Below are 26543 nucleotides of genomic sequence, written 5' to 3'. Positions count from 1 at the left end.
AACTTCCGGGGGCCGACTGTTAACCGGTAGGTAACTCACCGACAGTGTCACCGACGGCTACGGTCCGCAGGCTGGTCGAATGAGCCAGGTCTTCGGGAGCGAACAGCGCCCGGCGTACTTCGTTCGGCGCTTCGACCGGCTCGGCCACCCGATCTCGATCGAACCGGAGCTGCCGGAGCGCAAGGCGATCCTGTTCACCGGCCCCGCCGGGATGGGCAAGACCTCGGAGCTGCGTCAGGCCGAAGAGCTGGCCAAGGACCAAGGATGGACCACCCTGCGGATCTCGGCGTCCGCCGACACCCCGCTCGAGGTCCACCTGGCCGAAGTGATCTCGAAGAACCTCGACCCGCTCCGGCAGCGCTTCGGTCGCGAGACGCCGACCACCAGGGGCGGCAAGCTGCTGTCCCGGCTGCGTCCCGACCCCCTCCGCAAACTCCGCAGGACAGTCAACGACCTGGTCCGCAGCGGTCGCAAGACGCGCAGAGGATTCGAACTGCGCGGCCTCGGCGGCGCATTCCCGATCGAGCTCGTCTACAAGCGCGAGGAGGACACCTCGCCGTACGACAAGCTCGGCGCCACCCTGGAGGAATTCGCGACCGAGCTCGGCCGGCTGACCGACGCCGACGACACGCCGATCCTGCTGATGGTCGACAACGTCGATACCGCCGGCAGCATCGACCAGGCCGGGCTGAACGACCTCGCGCTGCACCTGAGCCAACTCGACAAACCGATCTGGCTGATCGTGGCCGGTGGTGGCAAAACGACCAACGCGCTGATGCGGGCATCCCGGCGGATGGGTGGCATCGCCACCACGATCACCAACCCGTTCGACATCCGCGAACTCGGACCGCTGTCCGACGCCGAGCTCCGGCCGGCCCTGACGGATCCGTTGGACGCTGAAGGCATCCCGTACGAACTCGCCGCTGTCGACCGCCTGGTCGACGCGGCCAACGGGGACCCCGGCCGGCTGCGCGAGCTCGGTGACGCAGCGCTCGGCTATCGGGACCCGCAGCGCGGCATCACCGCCGACGCGGCGACAGTGGCGATCCGCGCGTGGGTGCGGAGCCGGGAAGGCCGGACCTATCCGGCCGCCTGGAGCCAGAAGCAGACCACCGACGCCCAGAAGACCCTGCTGACGGACGTGGCGGTTGTGGGTCCCGGCGGGCTGCACATGCCGACGGCCATGCAGGACGCCGGCGACGGCAAGTGGCAGGAGATGGACCAGGCCCGGCAGGAACTCGTCGCCCGCGGCCTGCTGCGGGAGCACGGCGCGGGCGTCGTCAGCATCCCCGACGAGGGATTCCGGGTCTGGCTGGTCAACAACAAGACGCAAGAGGCCACCGCGTACCCACAGTTCGGGCAGGTCCTCGACCCGCCGGAGCCCGGCCAGGCGATCGTCAGCGCGATCGGTGAGCGAGAGATCGCCAACCGCGTCTTCGGGATGCCGGATGCGCTGATGAGCCCGATCGAACGCTTCGACGACAACGGCCCGATCTCCCTCGCCCAGCGGGTTCCGGACGGCACGACAGTACTGTTCACCGGGCCGCCCGGGATGGGTACCAGCCACGAGCTGGACAAGACGCAGTCGATGGCCGACGCCGAGGGCTGGATCTCGGTCCGGGTGAGCGCATCGCGCCGGGAACCGATCGAGGCCCGGATCATCCGGGGGGTCCGCGCCCAGCTGGACACCTTCGAGGCGCAGTACCCGCCCGAGGACGTCAAGAAGCTGCGCGAGATCCTGAAGAAGATGGCGGTCCGGACCCGGAGCTCGATGAACACCATGCAGATCCGGGGCGGCGTTCCGGGCGTGGCCAGGGCCGCTGTGCACACCTCGTGGGAAGGCGTCGCCAGGGACTCCGGGACGACGCTCAACGAGCTCGGCGAGCACCTCGGCAAGATGGCGGAGCGGCACGGCAACCCGATCCTGCTGATGGTGGACAACCTGGACGCCGCGGCACAGAAGGAGCACAAGGCCGGCTGGGACGACATGGCCACGCTGGTCAGCCTGTCGGCACATCTGCGGGAGCAGGGCCGGCCGATGTTCCTGGTCGGCGCCGGCGGCGAGGAGACCGAGGCCCGGCTGCGGACTGCGTCGGCGGGCATCGCCGGTACCGAGAACCGGGAACCGGAGAAGATCGACGTCCGGAAGGTCCTGCCGCTGAGCAAGGATCAGCTGCGCACGGCGCTGACCGGCCCGCTCGCCGCGGCCGGCGTCCGCTACGAGCCGGCGGCGATCGAGCAGCTGGTGACCGCCGCCGAAGGCAACCCGACGCGGCTGCGGATCCTCACGGCCGGCGCACTCAAGCTCGCGGACCCGGCCGTCGGAATCACGGCGGACAACGCCACGGCCGCGGCCAGGCGGCTGAACGTCCGGTCGCAGGGGCTGTACGACGCCGCCTGGTTCAACTGCAGCAACGACATGAAGGAGATGCTGCGCAGAGCCGTCTCGCACGGTTCCCAGGGCGCGCTGATCCCGACGCGCACCGAGCCGCGTGGGCCGCGCGCCTGGGCACTGGACGGTGCGAAGGAAAAGCTGATCTCGATGGGACTGCTGACCGAGAAGGACCAGCGGGTCCGGATCGCCGACCCGGGCTTCCGGGAGTGGGTGCAGGACCGCTTCGGTTTCGCGGTCGCGCAGGCCGGTTTGGCCCAGGCAGGCACAGCGCCGCAACTGCCGGCCGCCGAGCGCCCGGGGACCACGACGAAGACGCCCGCAGTCGGTCAGCAGGTCGGACACGGATAAGGGGCCGCGCCCCCGCGGCGCGGCCCCTTCTCTGTTTACGGCCAGATCGAGCTGATCCACTCGGGGTGGTCGATGAACGGGTTCCGGTTGTGCTGGAACTGGCTGTAGATGACCTCGTTGCGGTTCTTCTCGAACGCGTCCGGCGGGTCGGCCGCCGCCCAGGCCTTCAGCACCGAGAGCTTGCCGATGTACGGCGCGGTGCCGTTGTTGACCTGGTCGTCGAGCTCCAGGTTCGCGAAGCCGTCGTCACCTTCGTACCGGACGGCCATGTAGAAGATCATCCGGGCCACGTCACCACGAACCGCCGGCCGCGGCGCGAACGAGTCCGAGTCGGCCGTACAACCGGCGCACTGGGCAACCGCCGTACCACCGTTGTCGAAGTCGAGGTTGCCGCGGGCCGAGTTCACGGTGACGTCCTCGGGACGCAGGTGATGCAGGTCGGTACCGGGGCCGGTGGTGGTGCCGAAGTCGCCGTGCGACTTCGCCCAGACGTGTTCGCGGTTCCAGTCGTCGACGCCGCCGCCGTTGAGGCTCTTCGCGATCGAGCGGCCGGAGTAGACCTCGATGACGTTGTTGCTGTTGTTCGGGTCCTGGTCGGTGACCTTCAGCGCGTCCCAGACCTGGTCGTAGGTGAGCTTGGTCTGCTGCGAGATGATCGTGTGCAGCGCCGACTTCAGTGCTGCGCCGGTCTTGCCCGCCGCGGCGGCGTAGTAGTCGCCGGGATCACCGGGGTCCGAACTGCCGCCACCACCGGTGAAGGCGGTCGCGTTCTTCAGGCCGGGATGCGAGAAGTACGCCGTCAGCGTGCCGGTGACGGTGATCTGCTGGCCGAGCAGGCTCGGGTTGCTCTGCAGACCGTACGACGCCCGGAATGCGTCCGGGATCTGCACGTACAGCATCGCCGACGTACTGGTCTGGGACGCCGAGTCGGCGAGCGCCAGCGCGTAGTCGTTCGGGAAGTTGCTGCGGACAACGGTGCTGGTCGCGGTCGGCTGACCGACGACGTACCCGGTGACCGATGCGGTCGAGCTGTCCTGCCTGCCGATCGCGGTGGCGACCGTTATAGAGGTGGCGGCGTTCGACGGCGTGATGCCGAAGCCGAGGAGCGCGAGTACGGCGGTGACGAGCAGCGCCGGACGCAAGAGTCGTTGCACGGCTACTCCCAGGGGCGGGTGGGGACCGATGGATGCAGGTCAGTCTGCCCAGCTTCCCGGGCGGCCTAACAAACACCAGGTGAAGACTTGAACCGGTGGGGCGCTGAAGGAGTGAGTGTCCCTCAGCACCCCACCTGGGCAGGCGGGCCCCCATCAGGCCGTGACGTACCGCCGCGGCCTGCTCTGCCCACCTGCCTGCGAGGTACCACTGGCGGGCGGTACCTCACGACACGGTGGCGTCAGGCGGGACGCAGTTACGGACCGTACTCATTTCGACACGTCTTGTCCATACCCTGCTGGGGCCAGGTCGGCGCGCTGCGCCCGCTTCAGGCCGTACAGCAGCAGGCCGATCGAGATCGCGCCGACGACGGCGTACGTGATCCGGCCGCCGATGCCGTCCCACGCGGTGTGCAGTGCGACGGCGACCGCGTACATCCCGAGGAACCCGGCGAAGTGCCGGCCGGTCGGCTCGATCACGAACCGCCACAGGCCCCAGCAGGTCAGGCCCGTCCAGGCGGCGTGGCCGGCCGGGGAGAGCAGGCCGCGGATGAACAGCGTCTGCTCGGCGGCGCCGACGTTCCCGCCGGACTGCAGCAGCGCGACGAACGCGTACCCCATCGTCTCGAGGACGGCGAAGCCGGTGCCGACGGCAACGCCGATCACGATCCCGCGGCCGATCGAGGTCCGGTACCGGTGCCCGAAGAACACCACCAGGACCGCCGGCACGACGAGCTTGGCCGCCTCCTCGATCAGGCCGACGCCGACCATCGGCAGCGTCCCGAGCCGGCGCATCGCGTCGTACTCCAGCAGACCCGCGACCACCACGCCGACCACACCCCCGAACAGCAGGCAACCGCCCAGCGTCGGCCCGTCGATCAGCCAGCGCCCGGACCGCCCGGCCGCGAACGTCACGAACGTCAGCGGCACCACGAGCGCACCGAGCAGGATCATCGTCGGGAACAGGTTCGGGTTCCCGGTGTCGGTCAGCACGGCCAGCACCGCGAGGTACAGCCCACCGCCGATCACGAACGTGCCGATCCAGCCCCAGCGGCGGGCCAACTGTTGTGCGGTCATGGTGCGAATGCTGCCGGTTGTGGCGCGGTTGCGCCATGTCGCAGGGACGGCAGTGATGGACAGGGCAGATTCCCGTGACCGGATTGCAAACTCTGACCGAAGGCTGTCCGGCCGCCCGAAGGAGAATCCGCCTATGTCTTCCCCCCGACGCATCGCCGCGCTCACCACAGCGGCGGTGCTTGCCCTCGGCGCGGCGACGGTGATCCCGTCCGCCGCGGCACCGCCACCCACCCGCGACGCCGTCCACGACTCGGTCCACGGCTCCGCCACGGTCACGTTGATCACCGGTGACGTGGTCCAGGTGACCGACGCCGGCAACGGCCGCAAAGCCGCCACGGTCCGCCCGGCCGCCGGGCGGGAAGGCGTCTCGTTCCACACCGTCGAGGCCGACGGCGGCCTCCGCGTGCTGCCGAGCGACGCCGTGCCGTACATCTCCAGCGGCGTCCTGGACGTGAACCTGTTCGACGTCGACGAACTGATCGCCGACGGGTACGGCGCGGCCGACGAGCTCCCGTTGATCGTCAAGGACACCCCCGGTCTCCGCGCCGCGGCGAACCTCGCCGGTACGACGACCACGCGGCAACTGCCGTCGATCGGCGGGCGCGCCGTCGAGGCGGCGAAGGACCAACTGCCCGCGCTGTGGAAGTCGTTGAAGCCCTCGGTCGGTGTCCGCTCGTTGAACGCCGGCGTCACAAAGATCTGGCTCGACGGGAAGGTCAAGCCCGTCCTGGACAAGAGCGTTCCGCAGATCGGCGCGCCGGACGCGTGGAAGGCCGGGTACGAAGGCTCGGGCGTCGAGGTCGCCGTACTGGACACCGGCGTCGACGCGACCCACCCGGACCTGCAGGGCAAGGTCAAGGAGAGCCAGGACTTCTCGGGCAGCCCGAGCGGTACCGAGGACCACTTCGGCCACGGCACCCATGTCGCGGCGACGATCGCCGGGACCGGCGCGGGCGCGGGTGGTACCCGGAAGGGTGTCGCGCCGAAGGCCGACCTGCTGGTCGGGAAGGTGCTCGGCGACGACGGGTACGGGTACGACTCATGGATCATCGCGGGGATGGAATGGGCTGCGGACGCCGGCGCCAAGGTCGTGAACATGAGTCTCGGCGGTGACGCCACCGACGGCACCGATCCGCTCAGCCAGGCCGTGAACGACATCACTGCACAGACCGGGACCCTCTTCGTCGTTGCCGCGGGCAACGAGGGCCGGGACGAGTCGGTCGGTACGCCGGGCGCCGCCGCGGCCGCGCTGACCGTCGGCGCGGTGGATCGTGACGACAAGCTCGCCGACTTCTCCAGCCGCGGCCCGCGCCTCGGCGACTCGGGCCTGAAGCCGGAAATCACCGCGCCCGGCGTCGGCATCATCGCCGCCCGTGCCGCCGGCACCGCGATGGGCGACCCGGTCGACGAGCTCTACACCGCCGCCTCCGGTACCTCGATGGCGACGCCACACGTGGCGGGTGCCGCCGCCCTGCTCGCGCAGCAGCATCCGGACTGGAAGGCCGGCCAGCTGAAGAACGCGCTGGTCAGTACGGCGAAGACCCAGCCTGGCCAGACGGTGTATCAGCAGGGCGCCGGGCGGGTCGACCTGACCCGGGCGGTCGCGCAGAAGGTGACCGCCAGCGGTGTCGCGGACTTCGGTCTGCAGACGTCAGCCGATCCGGGCACGCGGACGATCACGTACCGGAACGACTCCGGTGCGGCGATCACGTTGTCGCTGTCCGTCCAGGTGACGAACCTGGACAGTGGCAAGCCGGTGACCGACGGCCTCAGCATCCCCGCGAGCGTCACGGTCCCCGCGAACGGCACCGCCGACGTACCGCTGTCGCTGGATCCGGCCAAGCTCGGCCGGGGTCAGTACAGCGGGTGGATCGTTGCCACCGGCACCGACGGCACGGTGACGCACACGGCGGTCGGCGCGCTGCGGTCCGGACCGAAGCACAAGGTCACGCTGCGCGCGGTCGGACTGGACGGTCAGCCCACTGGGTCGCCGGTCGTGTCGTTGTACGGCGACAACTCGCGGTCCGACGTACTCGGCTGGATCGGGGACGGGCAGACGTACACGGCCGAGGTCGAGGAGGGTACATACCTGCTGCACTCGCTGGTGGAGAACAACGACCCGCAGAACGAGCAGGCCAGCCTCTTCACCGACCCGAACATCGTGGTGGACAAGGACACCGAGATCGTCATCGACGCGCGTAAGGCGGTCCCGATCACGATCGAGACGCCGAAGCCGTCGGAGCAGCAGGCGGTGCTGAGCTACTACGTACACCGCGTGTACGGCAACGGCCGCTCGATCAGCCACGGCGTGATGCACTTCAGCACCGTCCAGCAGGTCAACGTCACCCCGACGAAGCCGGTCAAGGACGGCACCTTCGAGTTCTCCTCCCGCTGGCAGTTGGTCGCCCCCATGGTCCAAGCAACAGTCCCCGGCATCCCCACCACCCCCGCCACCCACCCAGGCACCCCAGCCGCCCTCGACATCAACCTCCTGCACCGATCCCCTGCATTCGACGGCAAACGCCGCTTCCCCCTCGTGTACGCAGATTCGTCGCTCACCGCCGTACGAGGAGCCGTAGTGGTAATTCCCGCGGACGACGAGGAAGAACAGATCAAGGCAGCAGCAGACGCAGGCGCCGCAGGCATCATCCTGGTGCGGCCGGCCGACTGGTCGGCGTGGACGGTGTGGCAACCGACCGGCGACCGCGAGCCCATCCCGGCGATGGTCACCACCTACCAGGACGGTCAGGCGCTGATCGCGCGTGCGCATCGGGGCCTGGCGACCATCGACCTGACGCTGACCACCTCCAGCCCGTACCTGTACGACGTCCAGCAGGTCTCGTCCGGCTTCATCCCGGCGAAGATCGACTACAAGGTGACGGCAGCGAACAGCGCGCGGATCACCACGCGGTACGCCGACAACGGCGGGTTCAACTGGGCCAAGGAGCAGCGGTTCGGGTGGCGGCCGTGGCAGGAGTACTCCTGGAACGACTCGCAGCGCTTCGTCGAGACGCCGAAGGTCCGCGAGGAGTGGGTGACGTCGGGTGACTCGCTCTGGCAGCATCGGGTGTCGCACTTGTACACATGGGACTCGATGAACCCGCTGAGCGGCGGGATGACGTCACTGCCGCAGAGCTACCGCGCGACCAAGTCTGACGAGACCTGGTTCGGCCCGGTGGTCCGCCCGGCGGCGGCTCCCGGCGTACCGTCCACCCGTACCGGCGACCGGCTGTCCTTCCGCATCCCCACGTTCGTGGACGCCGCCGGCCACTACACCCGCGGCGAGACCACGTCGTCCTCGGCGACCCTCTCCCGCGACGGGCAGGTTGTGGCGTCGCTGCCGAACGCGTGGGCCGATGTGGTCACCACCAGCGGCGACGCGGCGTACAAACTCGACGTGTCCACTGCCCGCGTCGACGAAGACGGCGAGTGGAACTGGGGTACCCGTACGCAAACCACCTGGGAGTTCCGCTCCGCGAAACAGCCCGACGACAAGTCCGTACCGCTGGCCCTCCAGCAACTCAACTACAAGATCCCGGTGGACCTGTCCGGCCGCGTCCCCACCCGAACCCACGTCATCGGCCTCGAGTCCCCAGGAGCCAACTCCCTGAAGGCCTGGGCCTCCTACGACGAGGGCGCCACCTGGCAACGACTGGCCGTGGTGGGCGCCTTGGGCCACTACGCCGCCGCAGTTCCCAACGCCCACGACACCGTCTCCCTGAAGATCGAGGCCACCGCCCCGACCGGCGCAAAGATCACCCAGACGGTGATCCGCGCGTACGGCATCCGCTGACCTGATCGTCGGCTGGCGGGTTGTTTCGGCGCCGGCGTGTTACAACGCGCCAGTGGCGAAACAACCCGCTATCGGTGCCTCCGGCAACTAGAGCCAGCCGCGCTTGGCCGACTGGAAGGCCAGGCCGGTTCTGGTGTCTACGCCTGCTAGGGCCATCAGGCGGTCCAGGCGGCGTTGGACTGTTCGGCGGCTGATGCCTAGTTGGGTTGCGATGGACTTGTCGGGGACGCCGCCTACCAGGAGCGACAGGAGCAGGCGTTCGGAGTCGTCGAGGCCCTCGGGCTCCACCGGGCCGGGTTGGAGGCGTACGGGGGTGGCGAACTCCCAGTAGCTTTCGAAGAGGGCCAGGAGGGCGTCGAGGAGCTGGCCCTGGTTGATGATCGCTGCGGACGGTTCGCCTACGGTCTCGTCGTCCCGGACGAGTGGGCAGATGGCCGTGGAGCGGTCGACGATCGCGAGGCGGACCGGAAGCGTCGGCACCACGCGCGCCTCCTCGCCCCAGCTGACCCCTTCGGCGATCGAGTCGAGTTCGCCGGGGGTTTCGATCAGCGCGCGCTCGTAGATCGCCCGGTAGCGGACCCCACGCGACAACGCCCCGTACTCCTCGGTGTTGTCCGCGCCCTGCATCGCCAGCGGATTCGCGCGGCAGAACCAGAGGATCTCCTCGCGGGCCGAGTTCTGCAGGTCGCGGAGGCGTTCGCGCAGGGTGGTCGCGCCGATGATCACCTCGACCAGGTGATGCGCGTCCCGCCGGCTCGCACTCGCGCGGAACTCCTCGCTCAGCGCCGCCACGGTCTGCCGGGCCGCCTCGAGCGACTCCTGCCGCCGCAGCAGCGTCGTACCGAACGCCACATCGGGCGGCAACGGCCGGAACACCGGCTCCTCGGCTCCCTGGACCGACACGAGTCCCTTCGCCTGCAGCCGCTGCAGTACTTCGTCGGCCTCCTGCGGCGGCAGTTCGGCGACCTCGGCCAGCTCCGCGGCCCGCGCGGCGGACAACCCGACCAGCAGCCGGTAGGTGCGCTCCTCGTGCGCGTCGAGCAGCGAACCGTCGTGCATGCCCCCCACCTAACAGCCTTACCGATCAGGAAGCGAGCGCTTTCCCTATGACACGAAAGCGCCATGACCCAGCCGTGCCATCACGACCTGAGTGAGCACCCGTCACTTTCGGGTCAAGCGGAACTCGCCGCCGCCCAGCGAACCGCCCTGGAGAAGAGACGCATGATGAACATGACCGACTACGCCGGAATCGCCGGCCTGATCGCCGCGGCCGTCGTCGCGATCTGGATGCTGCGCAACCACCGCGCCCTCGCCACCACCACCCGCACCGGCAAACACCGCGGCTCCCCTACCCTCCGACTACCGCGGGCTGTACACCCGGAGCGTGCTTTTTCGCGTAGTAGTAGGTGAGGCCGCCGTAGGCGTACATCGACAAGCCGAGCGTGGCCATCAGAACGATCACGACCCACGGCCACGGTCCGTCCAGGTAGAGGGCCAGGAACCATGACTTGGTGCTGTGGCTCCCGGTCAGTTTGAAGATGGCCGGTACGACGGACTGCGGGAACAACGGGATCGCCCCGAACCCAAGGCAAACCCCGGCCAGCGTACGACGCCACTTCGGGAGTGCATCGAGGCCCGAGGTCTTCTTGGCCTGCGCCGCGGGCGATCGCCCGTGCCTGAGCAGCGTGAGGAGCTCCGGCCCTCGCTTGTCGAGCCGGCGAGCTGCGACGAGTCCGAAGTACCACCAGACCAGCGCCCCGGACAGCAGACCGACCGGAACACCCCACCACCCCGCGAAGAGCGCCACGATCAACGCGGGCGCGCAGGTCGTCGCGACGAGTACGAGCATCACGTAGGCGATGCCCATCGTCTCGCCCTCGTTCTCACCCGAGTTGAGCGAGTTACCGGACCGCTTGTGCGCATCAGTCGTCGGTACGGCGGCGTACACCGAGCACGCGACGACAAGCCCGGCCGCACCACCGAGCAACGCCGGCAGGACGCTCAGCACCAACGGCCACGCGCTCGTCACGCCTGACCACCACGTCAGCAGCACGGTCACCAGCAGCATCGAGGGCCCGAACACCAGCAGGAATGCCCGCTGCCGCGCCCGTACGTCCGGCAGGCTCCCGCCCGGCGCCATCAGCGTCGCCCAGTACGCCGTGCCGTCGGCGCCGTACAGGTTCGAGCTCATCGCGCCGGCCATCACCACAGCCGCCGGACCGGCCCACGGCAGCATCCCCCGCATCCCGATCGCCAACGGCATCAGACAGAAGAACAACCCGTAAGCGATCGAGAAGACGGCCTTGTAGCCGTACAGAAGATCCCTGCTCCACGAGCGGAGCTCCTTGGCAGCCGCAGCACCCTGTGCCGTCTTGGCAGCCAAGAGCCGCCGCGGTCTGCCCCCTGCCCGAGCAGCCGTCGTACGGCGTACCAGCAGCGCCGACCACGCGAAGAGCATCACCACAGCGAGTACGACGAGCGCCAGCAACAGGCCGACGACTTGCAGCCAGTCACCACGCCCTGCTGCTTGTACCGCCTCGAAACCCCAACCAGACGGCGCGATCCGAGCAGCCTTCGCCAGCGTGCCCTGGAGGTCCGTGGACACGAACGCCACGATCAACGCCCACCCCTGCGCGGTGAACGCGAGGATGAACGCATTCACGAGCGCAGCGATCACCGCACCCGCCCGTACCTGCAGGAGCACGCCGTACACCGCAACTGCGAGCCGTGATGCCAGGACGAAGCAGAGCAGCTGTAGCAACACCGCAGGCACAGCGACGAGCCCTGCAACGACGCTGCCGCTCGCAACGACAACACTGACCAGTGCGATCAGACTGATCACCGGGGCGACGCCCGCGAGCGCAGCCACCAACAGACCGGTGGAGAGCGTCCGCGGCGGCAGCGGCATCATCGTGAAGTACTCCGGCTTGAGCGTCTCGTCACCACCGCCCGCGAACAGCGGCCCGACGATCCACCCGAGCATCCAGACCCCGAGTACGACGACCAGCACGTCGTCCTTGCCCGCCGCCGCGACCCAGATCGTGCCGCCCGCGAGCGCCAGCCCGAAGAGCGCCCCGATGACGATCCACGACCGGCGGAACTGGTCCCGGAGAGCGTGCCGGAACGTGGCCAGCCGCATCCGGACCAGCGTGTGCGACGTCCCGTACGTCAGTGCGAGAGCCACGTCAGCCCCTCGGCTCCGCGCGTCGACGCGCCGACCAGCGACACGAACGCGTCCTCCAGGCTGCCGCCCGCGCGGACCTCGGAAACGGTTCCCGCGGCAACGACCTTCCCGTCCGCGACCACCGCGACCCGGTCACACAACTGCTCGACCAGCGCCATCACGTGACTCGACATCACCACCGACCCGCCACCGGCGATGAACCGATGCAGGATCGTCCGGATCGTCGCCGCCGACACCGGGTCGACCGCCTCGAACGGCTCGTCCAGTACCAGCAGCCGCGGCGCGTGCAGCAGCGCGACCGCGAGCCCGAGCTTCTTCCGCATCCCGGTCGAGTAGCCGATCACCTGCTTGTCGTCCTCGTGGTCGAGTTCCAGCACCTCGAGCAGTTCGGCCGCCCGCCGCTGTACCTCGTCCTCGGGCAGCCCGCGGAGCAGACCGAGGTAGGTGAGCACCTCCCGGCCGGTCAGCCGCTCCGGCATCGCGAGCCCGTCCGGCAGCACCCCGACCAGAGCCTTCGCCCGCACCGGCTCGCGCCACACGTCGGCCCCGAAGATCCGGGCCGTCCCGCCGTCCGGCCGCAGCAGCCCGACCGCCATCGACAACGACGTGGTCTTCCCGGCCCCGTTCGGCCCGAGCACCCCGAAGAACGATCCGGCCGGCACGCTCAGACTCAGCTCGTCGACCGCCCGCTGTGCCCCGAACACCTTCGTCAGGCGCTCGAGTTCCAATGCTTGCTCCATGCCGAGAACTCTTTCATCGACACCAGGCGCCCCGCGTCACTCCATCGGCTGACCCACCGCATCACCCATCAGGCCAGCACAGTGATCCGGAGCCGGATCGTCCGCCAAGAAACTAACCAACTGGCAAGATCATCCGAAAGAAGGAAATCCGGGTCGGGCATGCGAAAGGCCCCGATCGTGATCGACCGGGGCCTTGTCTGTGCGCGAGGGGGGAGTTGAACCCCCACGCCCTTTCGGGCACACGGACCTGAACCGTGCGCGTCTGCCTATTCCGCCACCCGCGCGCTGCCGCCTGAGATGATCTCCTGGCGACGAGAAGGAACAGTAGCACGGGATGTACCGGTGCTTCACATTGCGGGTTCGGTCGAACCTCCCGATACGATCGATCGTCGTACCCGGTGTGTCCGCCTGACCGGTGGACAACTGATGGCGTACCGACCGTGGAGGAGGAGGCGTGCGACCGCTACAGCGCTTCGAGCGACGCCTGGAAGGCATTGTGAGCGGTGTCTTCGCGCGCGCTTTCAAGGGTGATGTCGAGCCGATCGAGCTGGCCGCGGCACTCAAGCGTGAGATCGACAACACCGCGCGGATCCTGTCCCGGGACCGCCGGCTGGTGCCGAACCACTTCACCATCGAGCTGGGACCGGACGACTTCGAGCGGCTGAACGCCTACGGCCGGACCCTGAACCACGAGCTCGCGAACGAGCTCCGCGACCACGCCGACATCCAGCGGTACACGTTCTCCGGGCCGATCGACATCGAGCTGGTCCAGCAGGACGACCTCCCGACCGGTAAGTTCCGGGTGGTCAGCGAGACGCTCGGGACGCCGCAGCGGCGCCCGGCCCAGTACCAGCAGCCCGAGCCCCAGCCCTACGAGCAGGAGCCCTACGTGCCGCCGAACCCGCCGCCGGTCGTTCCGCAGTACCAGCAGCCACCGCCGCAGCAGCCGGCGCCGCGGCGCGGCCACCCGCAGGTGATGCTCGAGGTGAACGGCCGCCGCCGCCCGGTCAACCCGCCCGGCGTGGTGCTCGGCCGCGGCACCGACGCGGACATCCAGATCAACGACCCCGGCGTCTCCCGCCGGCACGCCGAGATCCGGCTGATGCCGGAGGGCCCCGGTGGTATCCGCGTGGTGCTGGTCGACCTTGGTTCCACCAACGGCACGCTGGTGAACGGCCGTCGGTCCACCGAGGCCGAGCTGGTCGACGGGTCCACCGTCCGGATCGGCAACACGACGATGACGCTGCGTCTGGCGGACGAGCCGATGGCCCAGCCGCCGAGCAGCGGGTGGTGATCGACCTTCCATGTCGGAACTGACCCTGACCCTGATCAAACTGGGGTTCCTGGCCCTGTTGTGGATGTTCGTCCTCGCGGTGCTGTCCGTGATCAGGTCCGACCTGTTCGGCGCGAAGGTGGACAGCCGGGCCGCCGCGGCCGCCGTACCGCAGAACACCCGGACCCCGAAACCCGCGAAGCCGGTCAAGAAGCGCAAGGGCCTGCCCGGGTCGCTGACGATCGCGGACGGACCGCAGGCCGGGGTCGGTGCGTCGCTGGTCGACGAACCGGTGATCATCGGCCGCGGGTCGGACTGCCGGATCCGGCTGGACGACGACTACTCCTCCACCCGGCACGCCCGGTTGTTCCAGTCCGAGGGCCAGTGGTGGGTCGAGGACCTCGGCTCCACCAACGGCACGTACCTGGACGGTCAGCGGGTCACCCGCCCGGTCCCGGCCGAGATCGGCGGTTCGATCCGGATCGGCCGGACGACGCTGAACATCGCGAAGTAGGCCTGCCCCGATGACCCTGTCGCTCGACTACGCAACCCTTTCCGACGTCGGCCGTGTCCGCCGCAACAACGAGGACTCGGCGTACGCCGGTCCGCACCTGCTGCTGCTCGCCGACGGAATGGGCGGCGCGGCCGCCGGTGAGGTGGCCAGTGCGGCGGCGGTCCAGGTGATCCGCCGGCTGGACACCGCCGACATCGGCGGCGAGGACATGATCGAGGCGCTGGCCGGCGCCGTGCACCGCGCCAACGAGCGCCTGTCCGAGCTGGTCGAGGAGGACCCCGAGCGCGAGGGCATGGGCTCGACGGTCACCGCGCTCATGTTCGACGGCAAGCAGCTCGGGCTCGCGCACCTCGGCGACTCGCGCGCGTACCGGCTGCGGGACGGCCGGCTGTACCAGCTGAGCCACGACCACACGTTCGTCCAGTCGCTGGTCGACGAGGGCCGGATCTCCCAGGAGGAGGCCTTCACCCACCCGCACCGCAACCTGATCCTCCGGGTCCTGGACGGCCGCCCGGACTCCGACCCGGACCTGGAGATCCTCGACGTCCAGGCCGGCGACCGGTTGATGCTGTGCAGCGACGGCCTGCCCGACTACGTCAGCGACGACGTGATCGCCGCGTCGATGGCCTCCGGTACGCCGGACTCCGTCGTCGTCGAGCTGATCACGCACGCGCTCGAGGCCGGGTCGAACGACAACGTCACGTGTGTGGTCGCGGACGTGGTCGAGACCGAGCCCGCGAGCGGAACCCAGCCCCAGCTGGTCGGCGCGGCCGCCGAGCTCGCCCAGGGCAGTACCGGTCGCGGCGAGCCGACAGTCGTGGTCCGCGCCGGCGGTGACGGGCACGCCGGAGCGCGTGGTGGCGGTGGCCACGGCGGATCGGTCGACCCCGAGGAGCTGCGGTACGCCCCGCGCCCGCCGAAGCGGTTCCTGTGGCCGCGGCGGATCGCCGTACTGGTCGTCGTCCTCGGCCTGATCGCCGGCGGCGGCTGGTTCGCGTACAGCTGGACCCAGAAGCAGTACTACGTCGGCACCGACGGCGACTACGTGGCGATCTTCAAGGGCGTCGAGGCGGACCTGCCCGGGTTGTCCCTGTCGAAGGTGTACGAGCGGCAGTCGCTGCAGGTCGACAAGCTTCCGACGTACAGCCGCGAGCAGGTGGAGGGCAACATCCAGGCGGACAACCTGGCCGGTGCGCGGTCGATCGTCGCGACGCTGCAGCAGACCGCTGCCCAGTGCGCCGCGAAGACCAAGCCGACCCCGACGCCGACGCCCAAGCCGACGGGCAAGCCCTCGACGACGGTCCCGGCCTCGAAGCCCCCGGTGACGACCGCACCGAAGCCGTCCACGGCCCCCGCGACCACACCGACGACGACACCGAGCACGTCGGTCGACCCGGACGACTGCGACGGGGTCCGATGAGCATCGCGTCGACGTCGGTCATCCAGATCATCCCGCGCACCAGGCGTGGGGTGGAGTTGCTGCTGCTCGTGATCGCCGTCGCGGTCGCGGTCGGCGCGTACGTGAACATCGGCATCACCGTCCAGAACTCCGTCCCGGCCAGCACCGGGTACTACGCCGCCGGCATCGGGCTGCTCGCGCTGATCGCGCACCTCGCGCTCCGGTACCGCGCGCCGTACGCCGATCCCGTACTGCTGCCGTGCGCCGTGCTGCTGAACGGGCTCGGCGTCGCGATGATCCACCGGATCGACCTCGGCCTGGCGATCGTCGCGGAGGCAAAGGGCAAGGTGCCGAAAGGCCCGGCCGCGCCGCAGCAGATCACCTGGACCGCGGTCGGCGTCGTACTGTTCCTGGTCGTCATCCTGGTGATCCGGGACCACCGCCGCCTGCAGGCGCTCACCTACACCGCCGGCCTGGCCGGTCTGGTGCTGCTGGTACTGCCGCTCGTCCCGGGAATCGGCCGGACCGTCAACGGCGCCCCGATCTGGATCTCCATCGCCGGCATGTCGTTCCAGCCGGGCGAGTTCGCGAAGGTGTGCCTGGTCATCTTCTTCGCCGGCTACCTGGTCGTGAAGCGTGACGTGCTGACGCTGGCCGGGCGCCGGTTCCTCGGCCTGGACCTGCCGCGGGCCCGCGATCTCGGACCGATCCTGATCGCCTGGCTGGCCAGCTTGGGCGTCCTGGTGTTCGAGAGCGACCTCGGTTCGTCGCTGCTGTTCTTCGGCCTGTTCCTGTTCTTGCTGTACGTGTCCACCGAGCGGGCCGGCTGGCTGATCATCGGTGGCGTCCTGTTCGCCGGCGGCGCCTACTTCGCGTACAAGACGTTCGGCCACGTGCACAGCCGGGTGACCGACTGGCTGAATCCGTGGGCGATCGACGGCGGCCAGATCAAGCTCGGCCTGATGGGCCAGGCGTGGGGCGGCGTCCTCGGCCGCGGCCTCGGCCAGGGCCACCCGGAGGCCACGATGTACGCGAACAGCGACATGATCATCTCCTCGTTCGCCGAGGAGCTCGGCCTGACCGGCCTGATCGCGATCCTGCTGGTCTACACGCTGATCATCGAGCGCGGCCTGCGGACCGCGCTCGGCTGCCGGGACATCTTCGGCAAGCTGATCGCGACCGGTCTGGCGATGTCGTTCGCGCTGCAGGTGTTCGTGATCGTCGGCGGCGTCACCGGCCTGATCCCGCTGACCGGTCTGGCCACCCCGTTCATGGCCCTCGGCGGTACGTCGCTGGTCGCGAACTGGGCGATCATCGCGCTGCTGCTGCGGATCAGCGACCAGGCCAGGCGGCCGCAGACCCCGGCCGCCCCGGTTTCCGACGAGACGATCGCGATGGCGGTGCAGAAGGCATGAACTCGGCGATCCGACGCTTGGCTGTTGCGGCGATCATCCTGATGCTCGCGCTGATGGCCAACTCGACCTACCTGCAGGCCTTCCGCGCGAACGAGATCAACGGCCGCAACGACAACAACCGGGTCCGCGACTCGCAGTTCTCGGTGAACCGCGGCCCGATCCTGATCGGCAGTACGCCGATCGCCCAGAGCAAGCCCTCCGACGACCGGTTCAAGTACCAGCGCACGTACACCTCCGGCCCGGTGTACGCACCGGTCACCGGGTTCTACTCGTACGTGAACGGGCGTACCGGCATCGAGCTGACGATGAACTCCGAGCTGAACGGCTCCGACCCGTCGATGGCGTTCCGGCGGATCGTCGACGTGATCAGCAACCGCCCGCAACAGGGCGGAAGCGTGACCCTGACGCTGAACGCGGCCGCTCAGCAGGCGGCGTACGAAGGCCTCGCCGGGAAGACCGGTGCGGTGGTGGCGATCGAGCCGAAGACCGGGCGGATCCTGGCGATGGCGACCCGCCCGTCGTTCGACCCGAACTTGCTCGCCGGGCACGACCTGAACAAGGTCGGCACGGCGTACAAGAACCTGAACGAGGACAAGGACAAGCCGCTGTCGAACCGCGCGGTCCAGGAGCTGTACCCGCCGGGTTCGACGTTCAAGCTGGTGACGGCCGCGGCCGCGCTGTCCAGCGGCAAGTACACGCCGGACAGCAAGGTCAGCTCGCCTGCTCAGCTGCCGCTCCCGCAGACCACGGTCCCGCTGGTCAACGAGGACGGCAAGAACTGCGGCGGCAGCAACAACGCGACGCTGACGATCGCGCTGCGCTACTCGTGCAACACCGCCTACGGTTCGGTCGGTCTCGCGCTCGGCGCGGACGCGCTGAGCGCGCAGGCCGCAAAATTCGGCTTCGGCGCCCGGCCGCTGACCGAGCTGCCGAGCGTCGCCACCAGCCAGTTCCCCGGCGACCCGAACGAACCGCAGACCGCGCAGTCCGCGATCGGCCAGTTCGACGTCCGCGCCACCCCGCTGCAGATGGCGATGGTGGCGGCCGGGATCGCGAACAAGGGCGAGGTGATGAAGCCGTACCTGGTCCAGAACGTGAAGACCCCGGACCTGAAGACGGTCTCGGAGACCAAGCCGGAGTCGCTGCACCAGGCGGTCACGCCGGAGGTCGCGAGCCAGCTGACCGCGATGATGGTCGACGTGGTCAACAACGGCACCGGCAAGCCCGGCCGGATCCCGAACGTCCAGGTGGCCGGTAAGACCGGTACGGCGCAGACGTCGAAGGATCGCCCGCCGTTCGCCTGGTTCACCGCGTTCGCCCCCGCGAACGACCCGAAGGTCGCGGTCGCGGTGCTGATCGAGGACGCGAACGTCCCACGCACCGACGTGGCGGGCGGCACCCTGGCGGCGCCGATCGCCAAGAAGGTGATGGAGGCGGTGCTGGGCCAATGAGCACGATACGGAATGATGCGACCACAGGGCGTCTTTCCAACGGGGACCCACGCGTAGCGATCGCTACGGTGGGCAAGTTGAGTGTGTTTTTCCGGACAGGTTGGAAGGCTGGGTCATGACATCGCAGGCACGTCTCGTCGGCGGCCGGTACGAAGAAGGCGAACCGCTCGGCCGCGGCGGCATGGCCGAGGTCCGCAGGGGCGTCGACAACCGCCTCGGCCGGAGCGTCGCGATCAAGCGGCTGCGGGTGGACCTGGCCAGCGACGCCACGTTCCAGGCCCGGTTCCGCCGGGAGGCCCAGTCGGCCGCCTCGCTGAACCACCCGACGATCGTCTCGGTCTACGACACCGGCGAGGAGCCGGACCCGAACGGCTCCGGCGTCACGATCCCGTACATCGTGATGGAGCTCGTCACCGGCAAGACGCTGCGGGACCTGATCCGCGAGGGCCGCAAGATCATGCCGGAGCGGGCGCTGGAGATCACCTCCGGTGTGCTCGAGGCGCTCGACTACAGCCACCGGGCCGGCATCGTGCACCGCGACATCAAGCCCGGGAACGTGATGCTGACCCCGCAGGGCCAGGTCAAGGTGATGGACTTCGGCATCGCCCGCGCGGTCGCCGACACGTCCTCCACCATGACCCAGACCGCGGCCGTCATCGGTACGGCGCAGTACCTGTCGCCGGAGCAGGCCCGCGGCGAGACCGTCGACGCGCGCTCCGACCTGTACTCGACCGGCTGCCTGCTGTACGAACTGCTCACCGGCCGGCCGCCGTTCGTCGGCGAGTCCCCGGTCTCGGTGGCGTACCAGCACGTCCGGGAGCAGCCACTGCCGCCGTCGTCGTTCGACCCGGAGATCCCGCCGGAGGTCGACGCCGTCGTCCTGAAGGCACTGGCGAAGAACCGCGAGGAGCGGTACCAGAGCGCGTCCGAGATGCGCGCCGACATCCACCGGGTGCTGGCCGGTCAGCAGGTGACCGCTCCGATGGCCGCGGTCGCGGAGACCCGGGCGATGCAGGCGACCGCGGTCGCGCCGACGGCCGCCACGCAGCAGTTCCGGCAGACCGGCGGGAACGACCTGCTGCCGCCGGGTGGTGACGACCTCGAGGACCTGCCGGACGACCGTTCGCGCCGGAACCGCGGGCTGGCGTACTTCCTGCTCGGCCTCGCGATCGTCGCGGTCGCGATCGGTGCGTACGCGCTGTTCTCGAAGATGAACAACGACAACGCCGGCGGCGGCCCGACCACCTCGAACACGCCGCCGGCGAAGGTCAGCGTGCCCGACGTCAGCAACAAGTCGGTACCGGACGCGACCGCGCTGCTGTCCGCGCAGGGCCTGCAGATCGCGACCTCGTCGGAGAAGAGCGACGCCGTCGGCAAGGGTCTGATCATCCGCCAGACCCCGGACGCCGGCACCCAGGCGGACAAGGGCTCCACGGTCACCGTGGTGGTGTCGGCCGGCCAGAACGCGTACGGCGTGCCGGACGTGATCGGCATGACCGAGTCGAAGGCGCGCAAGGCGATCGAGAGTGCCAAGGGCCAGTTCAAGGTCAAGGACCAGGCGGTCGAGGCGGACAGCGACCAGAAGAAGGGCACCGTCATCTCGGTCAGCCCGGACCCGGGCGGCACCTACCCGCCGGGCACCGAGTTCACCCTGACGGTGTCGAACGGCGTGGTGAACGTCGAGGTACCGAACGTCGTCACCCAGATCGCCGACGACGCGACCAAGACGCTGACCGATGCCGGCTTCCGGGTCGGGTACGCGTCGGTCGACGACCCGAACGCGCCGGACGGAACGGTTGTCGCGCAGAGCGTGAAGGCCGGTACGAAGGCGCCGAAGCTCACGCTGATCACGCTGACCGTGAACAACCACCAGGACCAGACGACCCCGCCGCCGTCCAACCCGACCGGCGACCCGAGCGGCGGGCCCAGCACACCGACCATCACCCTCCCGGGCGGCTGATCCCCGGACGCCCCAGATGCACAGAACCCCCTCGAGACACCGTTCTCGAGGGGGTTCTTCGGTTGGTGGCTAGCTGACGACCGGCGCGAGGCCGACCGACTTGGCGACCGCGTCCGGGTCGCCGCAGAGTGTCAGCCAGTTCGCGAGCATCCGGTGACCGCCCTCGGTGAGTACGGACTCGGGGTGGAACTGCACGCCCTCGACCGGGAGTTCGCGGTGCCGGGCGGCCATGATCACGCCGGCCTCGGTCCGTGCGGTCACTTCCAGCACGTCCGGGACGCTGTCCTGGGCGATCGCGAGCGAGTGGTACCGGGTCGCGGTGAACGGCGACGGGAGCCCGGCGAGGACGCCGGCGCCGTCGTGGAACACCTGGCTGGTCTTCCCGTGCAGCAGCTCGTCGGCCCGCCCGACGACCCCGCCGTACGCGACGCCGATCGCCTGCAGGCCGAGGCAGACTCCGAAGATCGGGACCTTGCCGCCCGCCTCCTTCACGATGTCGACGCAGGCGCCGGCTTCTTCCGGCGTACCAGGGCCGGGGGAGAGCAGCACCCCGTCGTACTCAGCGGCCTGCCAGGGAGTCACTTCGTCGTTGCGCAGCACGGTGGTGTCTGCCTGCAGTTGCTGCAGATACTGCACCAGGTTGTAGACGAAGGAGTCGTAGTTGTCGACGACGAGGATCCGCGGCATGCGGTCCATTGTGACAGCTAACGACCGGTGACGGACGGGCTGACCGAAGGAGTGTGCGGGAAGCCCGGGACGGTCGCGGTCTGCAGGTCCAAGGTGCCTTCGTAGGCCGGCATCTGGATCGAGGACTCGTTCTTCACGTCGTACCCGAGCTGGAACTTCACGACGTAGTCCTGCAGGTTCTGGATGTACTGCGAGTCGTCGAGTGCCTTCTGCAGCTTCCGCCGGTCGCCGATCGCGGTGATCTGGTACGGCGGCAGGTACGGGACGCCGTGCAGCACGACCGAGTTGCCGACGCACTTGACCCCGGTGGTGGAGATGACCCGCTGGTTCTGGATCGTCATCGCCTCGGCGCCGCCGGCCCAGAGCGCGTTCACCACGGCCTGGATGTCCTGCTGGTGGATGACCAGCCAGTTCTCGTCGACGTCGGGGTTGTCCTTCACCACCTCGGGCGGCGCGTCCCGGAGCGTGACGGTCAGGCCGGGGCCGGTGACCGGGCGGGTGCCGACCTGCTCGGACAGGTCCTCGAACTGCTTGGCCAGCTTCGGGTCGATCGACCCCTGCTGTGCCTGCAGCGCCTCGATGTCGTGGGTCAGCGCCGCGTGCTGCTTGACCAGGCTGGCGCTGCGGCGGCTTTGTTCCTCGACGAGGCCCGCGAGCGTAGTGTTACGGCTGGGTCGCAGGTCGGTGCCCCGGGCGTTGGTCGCACTGGTCGCGAACAGCAGACCGGCGCACAGCAACGCCAGCGGCGCGCCCACGCGCCACAACGAAATCCGCTTGAACCTACGCACCCGTGATCTCCATATTGCCGTCTGCACTACGCTAACCCGGACCGAACGTCAGCGGTCAGCTTATGCGCCCTTACAAGGAGTTCCGTCGTGCCCGAGTCGAGCAGTCGCAACAAGAAGAAGACCGAGAAGGTCAAGGCCGAGAAGACGCCGAAGAAGCCCCGTACCCAGTCCCGCGTCTGGGTCGCGCCGCTGATGCTGGCGTGCTGGCTGCTCGGCCTCGCCTGGCTGGTCGTCTTCTACGTCGCCGGCCAGGACGTGCCGGTGATGAAGGACCTCGGCAACTGGAACCTGCTGATCGGCATGGGCCTGATCGCAGTCGGATTCGTCGTCTCCACCCAGTGGGTCTGACCTCTCCTTCCCTCCTGTTATCCACAGTGGTGTCCCCAGGTGTGCACACCGATTTGGGTGAGTTGTCCCCAGGGCCTCGCGCGGTTATCCACTGAAACTGTTCGAAGTTGGGGCAAATCTGTGGATAAGTCGGGTTTGAGCGCCGGAGTTTCCACATCGTTCAGGGCGGCGTAACGTCGAATCGCCAACTTGCGGCCTGAGAGAGACGGGGAGGGTCTCACCATGTTCGTTCAGGTCATTCAGGGGCAGGTCACCGATACCGAGCAGGCACACGCCGCGATGGATCGGTGGATGGAAGAACTGGCGCCCGAGGCAACCGGCTGGCTGGGAACGACGGCCGGTTGCACCGAGGACGGGCGGTTCATCGCGCTGGCTCGCTTCGACTCCTCCGCCGACGCCCGGCGGAACAGCGACTCACCGGCGCAGGACAAGTGGTGGCACGAGTTCTCGTCGCTGCTCAGCGACGGCAACGCCACCTTCCACGACACGGAGGATGTGGTCACCGACATCCACGGCGATCCGGACTCGGCCGGCTTCGTCCAGGTCATGCAGGGCGCCGGGAGCAACCCGGAGCGCGCGCGTGAAGTGATGGGCCAGCACCGCGACGAATGGGCCGCGTTCCGGCCCGAGATCCTCGGCAGCGAGGTCGCCATGTACGACCAGGGCGACTACACGATGGCGATGTACTTCACCACCGAGGCCGAGGCCCGCGAAGGGGAGCAGAAGCAGCCTCCACCGGAGCTGCAGGCGGACATGGACGAGATGAACAGCCTCGCCGCCGGTCCGCCGACCTTCTTCGACCTGAAGCATCCCTGGCTGTACTCACCGAGGTAAGGCGGCTCGAACAGCCCGCGACGGATCCCCCGTCGCGGGCTGTTGCACGTCTACGTACAGATCTACGTAGACATATGCGGAAACATCTGCGTATAGTTCTACGTAGGAGGAGACAGCGATGCCGAACAAGACGATCTACGTGTCCGACGACGACCTGCCGCTGTACAAGCGCGCCCAGGAGCTCGCGGGGAACCTGTCCTCGGCGATCTCGATCGCGCTGCGGAAGTACGTCGAGCTGGAGGAGGGCCGACTCGAGGGGTACGACGAGATCACCGTGCGGGTGGGCCGGGGCACCGGCCGCAAGCAGCGGTTCTCCGGCGTACTGCTCGCCGAGGGCGGCCGCTCCAGCAGCACCGGCTACGAGGCCTTCCAGGTGTACCGGAGCCGCACCGGCAAGTTCGTCCTGCACGCCGACCGGCGGCAGCAGTTCAAGCAAGGCGCCGACGACGAGCGGTACCTGACCGGCTGGCGTTCCTGGGTCGGCAACTGGAGCTCCGACCAGTCCTGGAGCATGGCGCAGGGCGAGGCCACCCTGTACGTCGTCGACACCGTCGAGGAGCTCCGCGCACTGATCCCGGAAGACCTGTACGAACTCGTCGAAGAGGCCGCCGGACAACCGGCCGTCGAGGACCTCGACATCTAACTGAACGCGGACCACCGGACGCCCCCAGCCGAGCGCCCGGGCGGTCAGGCACGCCCGAATCCTCCTCAGCACGACCCGTCAAGCCACCCGGGTCAGGTTGCCCCTGCCCGAAAACACCTCAAGGAACCTCTCATGTCACCAGCGATCGACGTCCGTGGACTGCGCAAGTCCTACGGCGACAAACTCGTGCTCGACGGCATCGACCTGAACGTTGCCGAAGGCACCATCTTCGCGCTGCTCGGCCCGAACGGCGCCGGCAAGACCACGGTGGTCCGGATCCTGTCGACCCTGGCCGCCGCCGACGCCGGCGAGATCCGGGTCGCCGGGAACGACCTGAGGCAGGACCCCGAGGCGGTCCGCGCCGCGATCGGCGTCACCGGCCAGTTCTCCGCGGTCGACGGCCTGATGACCGGCCGGGAGAACCTGATCCTGATGGCCGACCTGTACCACCTCGGCAAGCAGGAGGCGCGCCGCCGGGCGGACGAGCTGCTCGAACAGTTCGACCTCACCGAAGCCGGCAAGAAGCTCGCGATGACGTACTCCGGCGGTATGAAGCGCCGGCTCGACCTCGCGATGACGCTGGTCGGCCGCCCGCGGATCATCTTCCTGGACGAGCCGACGACGGGTCTCGACCCGCGCAGCCGGCACAGCATGTGGACGCTGATCCGCGACCTGGTCGCCGGCGGCGTCACGGTCCTGCTCACCACGCAGTACCTGGAAGAGGCCGACCAGCTGGCCGACCGGATCGCGGTCCTCGACCACGGCCGGCTCGTCGCCCAAGGGACGGCCGAAGAACTGAAGCGGCTCGCACCGGGTGGCCACATCCGGCTCCGGTTCACCTCGCCCGAGGCCTTCGCGCTCGCGGGTCAAGTGCTGCCGACCGCCGTACCGAACCACGAGGCCCTGGTCCTGCAGGTTCCGAACGACGGCAGCGTGCACGCGCTGCGCGACCTGCTGGCCCGGATCGACGACGCCTCGCTCGAGGTCGGCGAACTGACTGTCCACACCCCTGACCTCGACGACGTGTTCTTCGCCGTCACCGGTCAGCCCACCGAGCCCAACGAAATGGTCGACGCATCATGAGCTACGCAATCCAAGACACTTCGACGATGCTCCGCCGCACCCTGCGGCACGCCCAGCGGTACCCGGGCCTGTCCCTCGGCGCCCTCGGGATGCCGGTGATCATGATCCTGCTGTTCGGCCTGGTCTTCGGCGACACGTTCGCGCACGGCCTCGGCGGCGGTGGCGGGCGCGGCGAGTACATCAACTTCCTGACGCCGGGGATCCTGCTGATGTCGATCGCGTCCGGGACGATGTCGCCCGCGGTCGCGGTCTGCATGGACATGACCGAGGGGATCGTCGCCCGGTTCCGGACGATGGCGATCTTCCGGCCGGCCGTACTCACCGGGCACGTGCTCGGCAACGTACTGGTGACGATCGTCAGCCTGGCGCTGGTGGTCGGGTTCGCGATCCTGATCGGGTTCCGCCCGGACGCCTCGGTCGGCGACTGGCTGCTCGCGAGCCTGCTGCTGATCGGGTTGACCGTCGGCCTGACCTGGTTCGCGATCGCGCTCGGGCTGACCAGCAAGACGCCCGAGGGCGCGAGCAACGTCGTCCTGCCGATCAGCCTGCTGCTGCCGTTCCTGAGCAACACGTTCATCCCGCTGGACGCGATGCCGGGTGCGATCCGCTGGTTCGCCCGGTACCAGCCGTTCACCCCGATCATCGACACCCTGCGGCACCTGCTGCTGGGTACGCCGATGGACAGCGGCAGCGGCTGGCTCGCCGGAGCGTGGTGCGTGGCGATCGCGATCGTCGGCTACTTCTGGGCCCAGAAGAACTACAACAAGGGAACTGTGGCCTAGGACGGTGCGCCCAGGAGGTTCGCGCGGGTGCGCACGTGGGCCGGCACCAGCAGGTCGCAGTCGGGGTTGTTCTCCGGTTCGCCGGCGACGACGTGGAGCGGGACGACGCCTGTCCAGTACGGCAGGCCGAGGTCCTCCTCGTCGTCGTTGGCGGGACCGGAGCGGGTCTTCACCGAGGCCTCGCTCAAGGAGAGGGCGAGTACGGACGTCTTCGCCAGCTCCTTCTTGTTCGGCGGGCGTACCGCGGTCGACCGGCCGGGGACCAGGTGGTCGACGATCCGGTTGAGGCCGTGCAGCTTCTCCTCCAGGTCGGTGACGAGGCGCGGTACGCCGAAGATCACCGCGGACCGGTAGTTCACCGAGTGGTGGAACGCGGACCGGGCGAGCACCAGCCCGTCGGCGTGGGTGATCGTGACGCAGACCGTCCGGTGCGGGGCGGCCACGACACTGCGGGCGGCGACCGAGCCGTGCAGGTACAGCGTCCCGTCCACTCCGCGCTCGAGGTCGACGCCGTACGCCGTCGGCAGTACGAGCGGATCGCCGTCGACGACCACGCCGAGGTGGCAGAACATACCGTCGAGCAACACGTTGTACAGGGCCTCGCGATCGGTCGCGGCGCGTTCCTTCGAGCGGCGGAGGGACGTCCGGGCGGTCGGCTGCAGTCTGGTCATACATCCA

21 protein-coding genes and 1 tRNA gene are annotated in these 26543 nt (G+C 69.0%); 13 read left to right on the top strand and 9 right to left on the bottom strand.

Annotated features, from left to right (window positions below; genetic code table 11):
* The first annotated feature begins 79 nt into the window (after positions 1–79).
* Positions 80–2743, top strand: coding sequence for a hypothetical protein (locus ACFYRU_RS11265; protein ID WP_387656075.1), 2664 nt, complete (start codon positions 80–82; stop codon positions 2741–2743).
* A 35-nt stretch (positions 2744–2778) separates the two neighbouring features.
* Here ACFYRU_RS11265 and ACFYRU_RS11260 read toward each other — a convergent pair whose 3' ends face one another.
* On the bottom strand, positions 2779–3897 hold the full coding sequence (locus ACFYRU_RS11260) for an endonuclease (protein WP_387656072.1): 1119 nt from the start codon (positions 3895–3897) through the stop codon (positions 2779–2781).
* 267 nt (positions 3898–4164) lie between these two features.
* Positions 4165–4971, bottom strand: coding sequence for a PrsW family intramembrane metalloprotease (locus tag ACFYRU_RS11255; protein ID WP_387656069.1), 807 nt, complete (start codon positions 4969–4971; stop codon positions 4165–4167).
* 133 nt (positions 4972–5104) lie between these two features.
* Between ACFYRU_RS11255 and ACFYRU_RS11250 the strand changes: the two genes are divergently transcribed.
* The gene (locus ACFYRU_RS11250; RefSeq protein ID WP_387656067.1) at positions 5105–8764 is read left to right on the top strand and encodes a S8 family serine peptidase; all 3660 of its coding nucleotides are present in this window, start codon (positions 5105–5107) and stop codon (positions 8762–8764) included.
* Positions 8765–8851: 87 nt separating this feature from the next.
* Here ACFYRU_RS11250 and ACFYRU_RS11245 read toward each other — a convergent pair whose 3' ends face one another.
* The 4 genes from ACFYRU_RS11245 to ACFYRU_RS11230 form a co-directional block, all read right to left on the bottom strand.
* Positions 8852–9823 (bottom strand): helix-turn-helix domain-containing protein, encoded by a 972-nt coding sequence (locus tag ACFYRU_RS11245; protein ID WP_387656064.1) that lies wholly within the window; start codon positions 9821–9823, stop codon positions 8852–8854.
* A gap of 289 nt (positions 9824–10112) precedes the next feature.
* Complete coding sequence (locus ACFYRU_RS11240; RefSeq protein WP_387656061.1) at positions 10113–11948, bottom strand: hypothetical protein; 1836 nt, start codon at positions 11946–11948, stop codon at positions 10113–10115.
* Positions 11933–12688 (bottom strand): ABC transporter ATP-binding protein, encoded by a 756-nt coding sequence (locus tag ACFYRU_RS11235; RefSeq protein ID WP_387656059.1) that lies wholly within the window; start codon positions 12686–12688, stop codon positions 11933–11935. Before ACFYRU_RS11235 ends, ACFYRU_RS11240 begins: the two co-directional genes overlap by 16 nt.
* A 200-nt stretch (positions 12689–12888) precedes the next feature.
* Positions 12889–12972 (bottom strand) — tRNA-Leu (locus ACFYRU_RS11230).
* 170 nt (positions 12973–13142) lie between these two features.
* On the opposite strand from ACFYRU_RS11230, the gene ACFYRU_RS11225 reads away from it, so the two are divergent.
* From ACFYRU_RS11225 to pknB, 6 genes are all read left to right on the top strand, one after another.
* On the top strand, positions 13143–13982 hold the full coding sequence (locus ACFYRU_RS11225; RefSeq protein ID WP_387656056.1) for an FhaA domain-containing protein: 840 nt from the start codon (positions 13143–13145) through the stop codon (positions 13980–13982).
* Between the two features lie 10 nt (positions 13983–13992).
* Positions 13993–14475 carry an FHA domain-containing protein gene (locus ACFYRU_RS11220; RefSeq protein WP_387656053.1) on the top strand — a complete coding sequence of 161 codons (483 nt, stop codon included), beginning with the start codon at positions 13993–13995 and terminating at the stop codon, positions 14473–14475.
* A 10-nt stretch (positions 14476–14485) separates the two neighbouring features.
* The gene (locus ACFYRU_RS11215) at positions 14486–15895 is read left to right on the top strand and encodes a PP2C family protein-serine/threonine phosphatase (RefSeq protein ID WP_387656050.1); all 1410 of its coding nucleotides are present in this window, start codon (positions 14486–14488) and stop codon (positions 15893–15895) included.
* The gene (locus tag ACFYRU_RS11210) at positions 15892–17289 is read left to right on the top strand and encodes an FtsW/RodA/SpoVE family cell cycle protein (RefSeq protein ID WP_387656047.1); all 1398 of its coding nucleotides are present in this window, start codon (positions 15892–15894) and stop codon (positions 17287–17289) included. The genes ACFYRU_RS11215 and ACFYRU_RS11210 overlap by 4 nt, the downstream gene beginning before the upstream one ends.
* Positions 17286–18740: a peptidoglycan D,D-transpeptidase FtsI family protein gene (locus tag ACFYRU_RS11205; RefSeq protein WP_387656045.1), complete on the top strand. Its 1455-nt coding sequence runs from the start codon at positions 17286–17288 to the stop codon at positions 18738–18740. Before ACFYRU_RS11210 ends, ACFYRU_RS11205 begins: the two co-directional genes overlap by 4 nt.
* A 115-nt stretch (positions 18741–18855) precedes the next feature.
* Complete coding sequence (pknB, locus tag ACFYRU_RS11200) at positions 18856–20700, top strand: Stk1 family PASTA domain-containing Ser/Thr kinase (RefSeq protein WP_387656042.1); 1845 nt, start codon at positions 18856–18858, stop codon at positions 20698–20700.
* A 69-nt stretch (positions 20701–20769) separates the two neighbouring features.
* On the opposite strand, the gene ACFYRU_RS11195 is transcribed toward pknB, so the two are convergent.
* Both ACFYRU_RS11195 and ACFYRU_RS11190 read right to left on the bottom strand, forming a co-directional pair.
* Entirely contained in the window at positions 20770–21387 is a 618-nt protein-coding gene (locus ACFYRU_RS11195; RefSeq protein ID WP_387656039.1) for an aminodeoxychorismate/anthranilate synthase component II, read from the bottom strand.
* A gap of 17 nt (positions 21388–21404) precedes the next feature.
* Positions 21405–22175, bottom strand: coding sequence for a DUF881 domain-containing protein (locus ACFYRU_RS11190; RefSeq protein WP_387656036.1), 771 nt, complete (start codon positions 22173–22175; stop codon positions 21405–21407).
* A gap of 87 nt (positions 22176–22262) precedes the next feature.
* Here ACFYRU_RS11190 and ACFYRU_RS11185 point away from each other — a divergent pair, with 87 nt between their 5' ends.
* The 5 genes from ACFYRU_RS11185 (at position 22263) to ACFYRU_RS11165 (ending at position 25865) form a co-directional block, all read left to right on the top strand.
* Entirely contained in the window at positions 22263–22523 is a 261-nt protein-coding gene (locus ACFYRU_RS11185; protein WP_387656033.1) for a cell division protein CrgA, read from the top strand.
* 222 nt (positions 22524–22745) lie between these two features.
* Positions 22746–23357 (top strand): hypothetical protein, encoded by a 612-nt coding sequence (locus tag ACFYRU_RS11180; protein ID WP_387656030.1) that lies wholly within the window; start codon positions 22746–22748, stop codon positions 23355–23357.
* 118 nt (positions 23358–23475) lie between these two features.
* Positions 23476–24000 carry an EXLDI protein gene (locus tag ACFYRU_RS11175; protein ID WP_387656027.1) on the top strand — a complete coding sequence of 175 codons (525 nt, stop codon included), beginning with the start codon at positions 23476–23478 and terminating at the stop codon, positions 23998–24000.
* A 132-nt stretch (positions 24001–24132) separates the two neighbouring features.
* Positions 24133–25083, top strand: a complete 951-nt coding sequence (locus ACFYRU_RS11170) for an ATP-binding cassette domain-containing protein (protein WP_387656025.1) — start codon at positions 24133–24135, stop codon at positions 25081–25083.
* Complete coding sequence (locus tag ACFYRU_RS11165; RefSeq protein WP_387656022.1) at positions 25080–25865, top strand: ABC transporter permease; 786 nt, start codon at positions 25080–25082, stop codon at positions 25863–25865. Before ACFYRU_RS11170 ends, ACFYRU_RS11165 begins: the two co-directional genes overlap by 4 nt.
* Here ACFYRU_RS11165 and ACFYRU_RS11160 read toward each other — a convergent pair.
* Positions 25862–26536 (bottom strand): pyridoxamine 5'-phosphate oxidase family protein, encoded by a 675-nt coding sequence (locus tag ACFYRU_RS11160; protein WP_387656020.1) that lies wholly within the window; start codon positions 26534–26536, stop codon positions 25862–25864. The two genes, ACFYRU_RS11165 and ACFYRU_RS11160, sit on opposite strands and share 4 nt — an antisense overlap.
* Positions 26537–26543: the final 7 nt, after the last annotated feature.

Origin of the sequence: Kribbella sp. NPDC004536, assembly GCF_042873835.1 — a bacterium.
Lineage (GTDB): Bacteria > Actinomycetota > Actinomycetes > Propionibacteriales > Kribbellaceae > Kribbella.
This window is presented reverse-complemented; position numbering and strand designations above follow the sequence as displayed.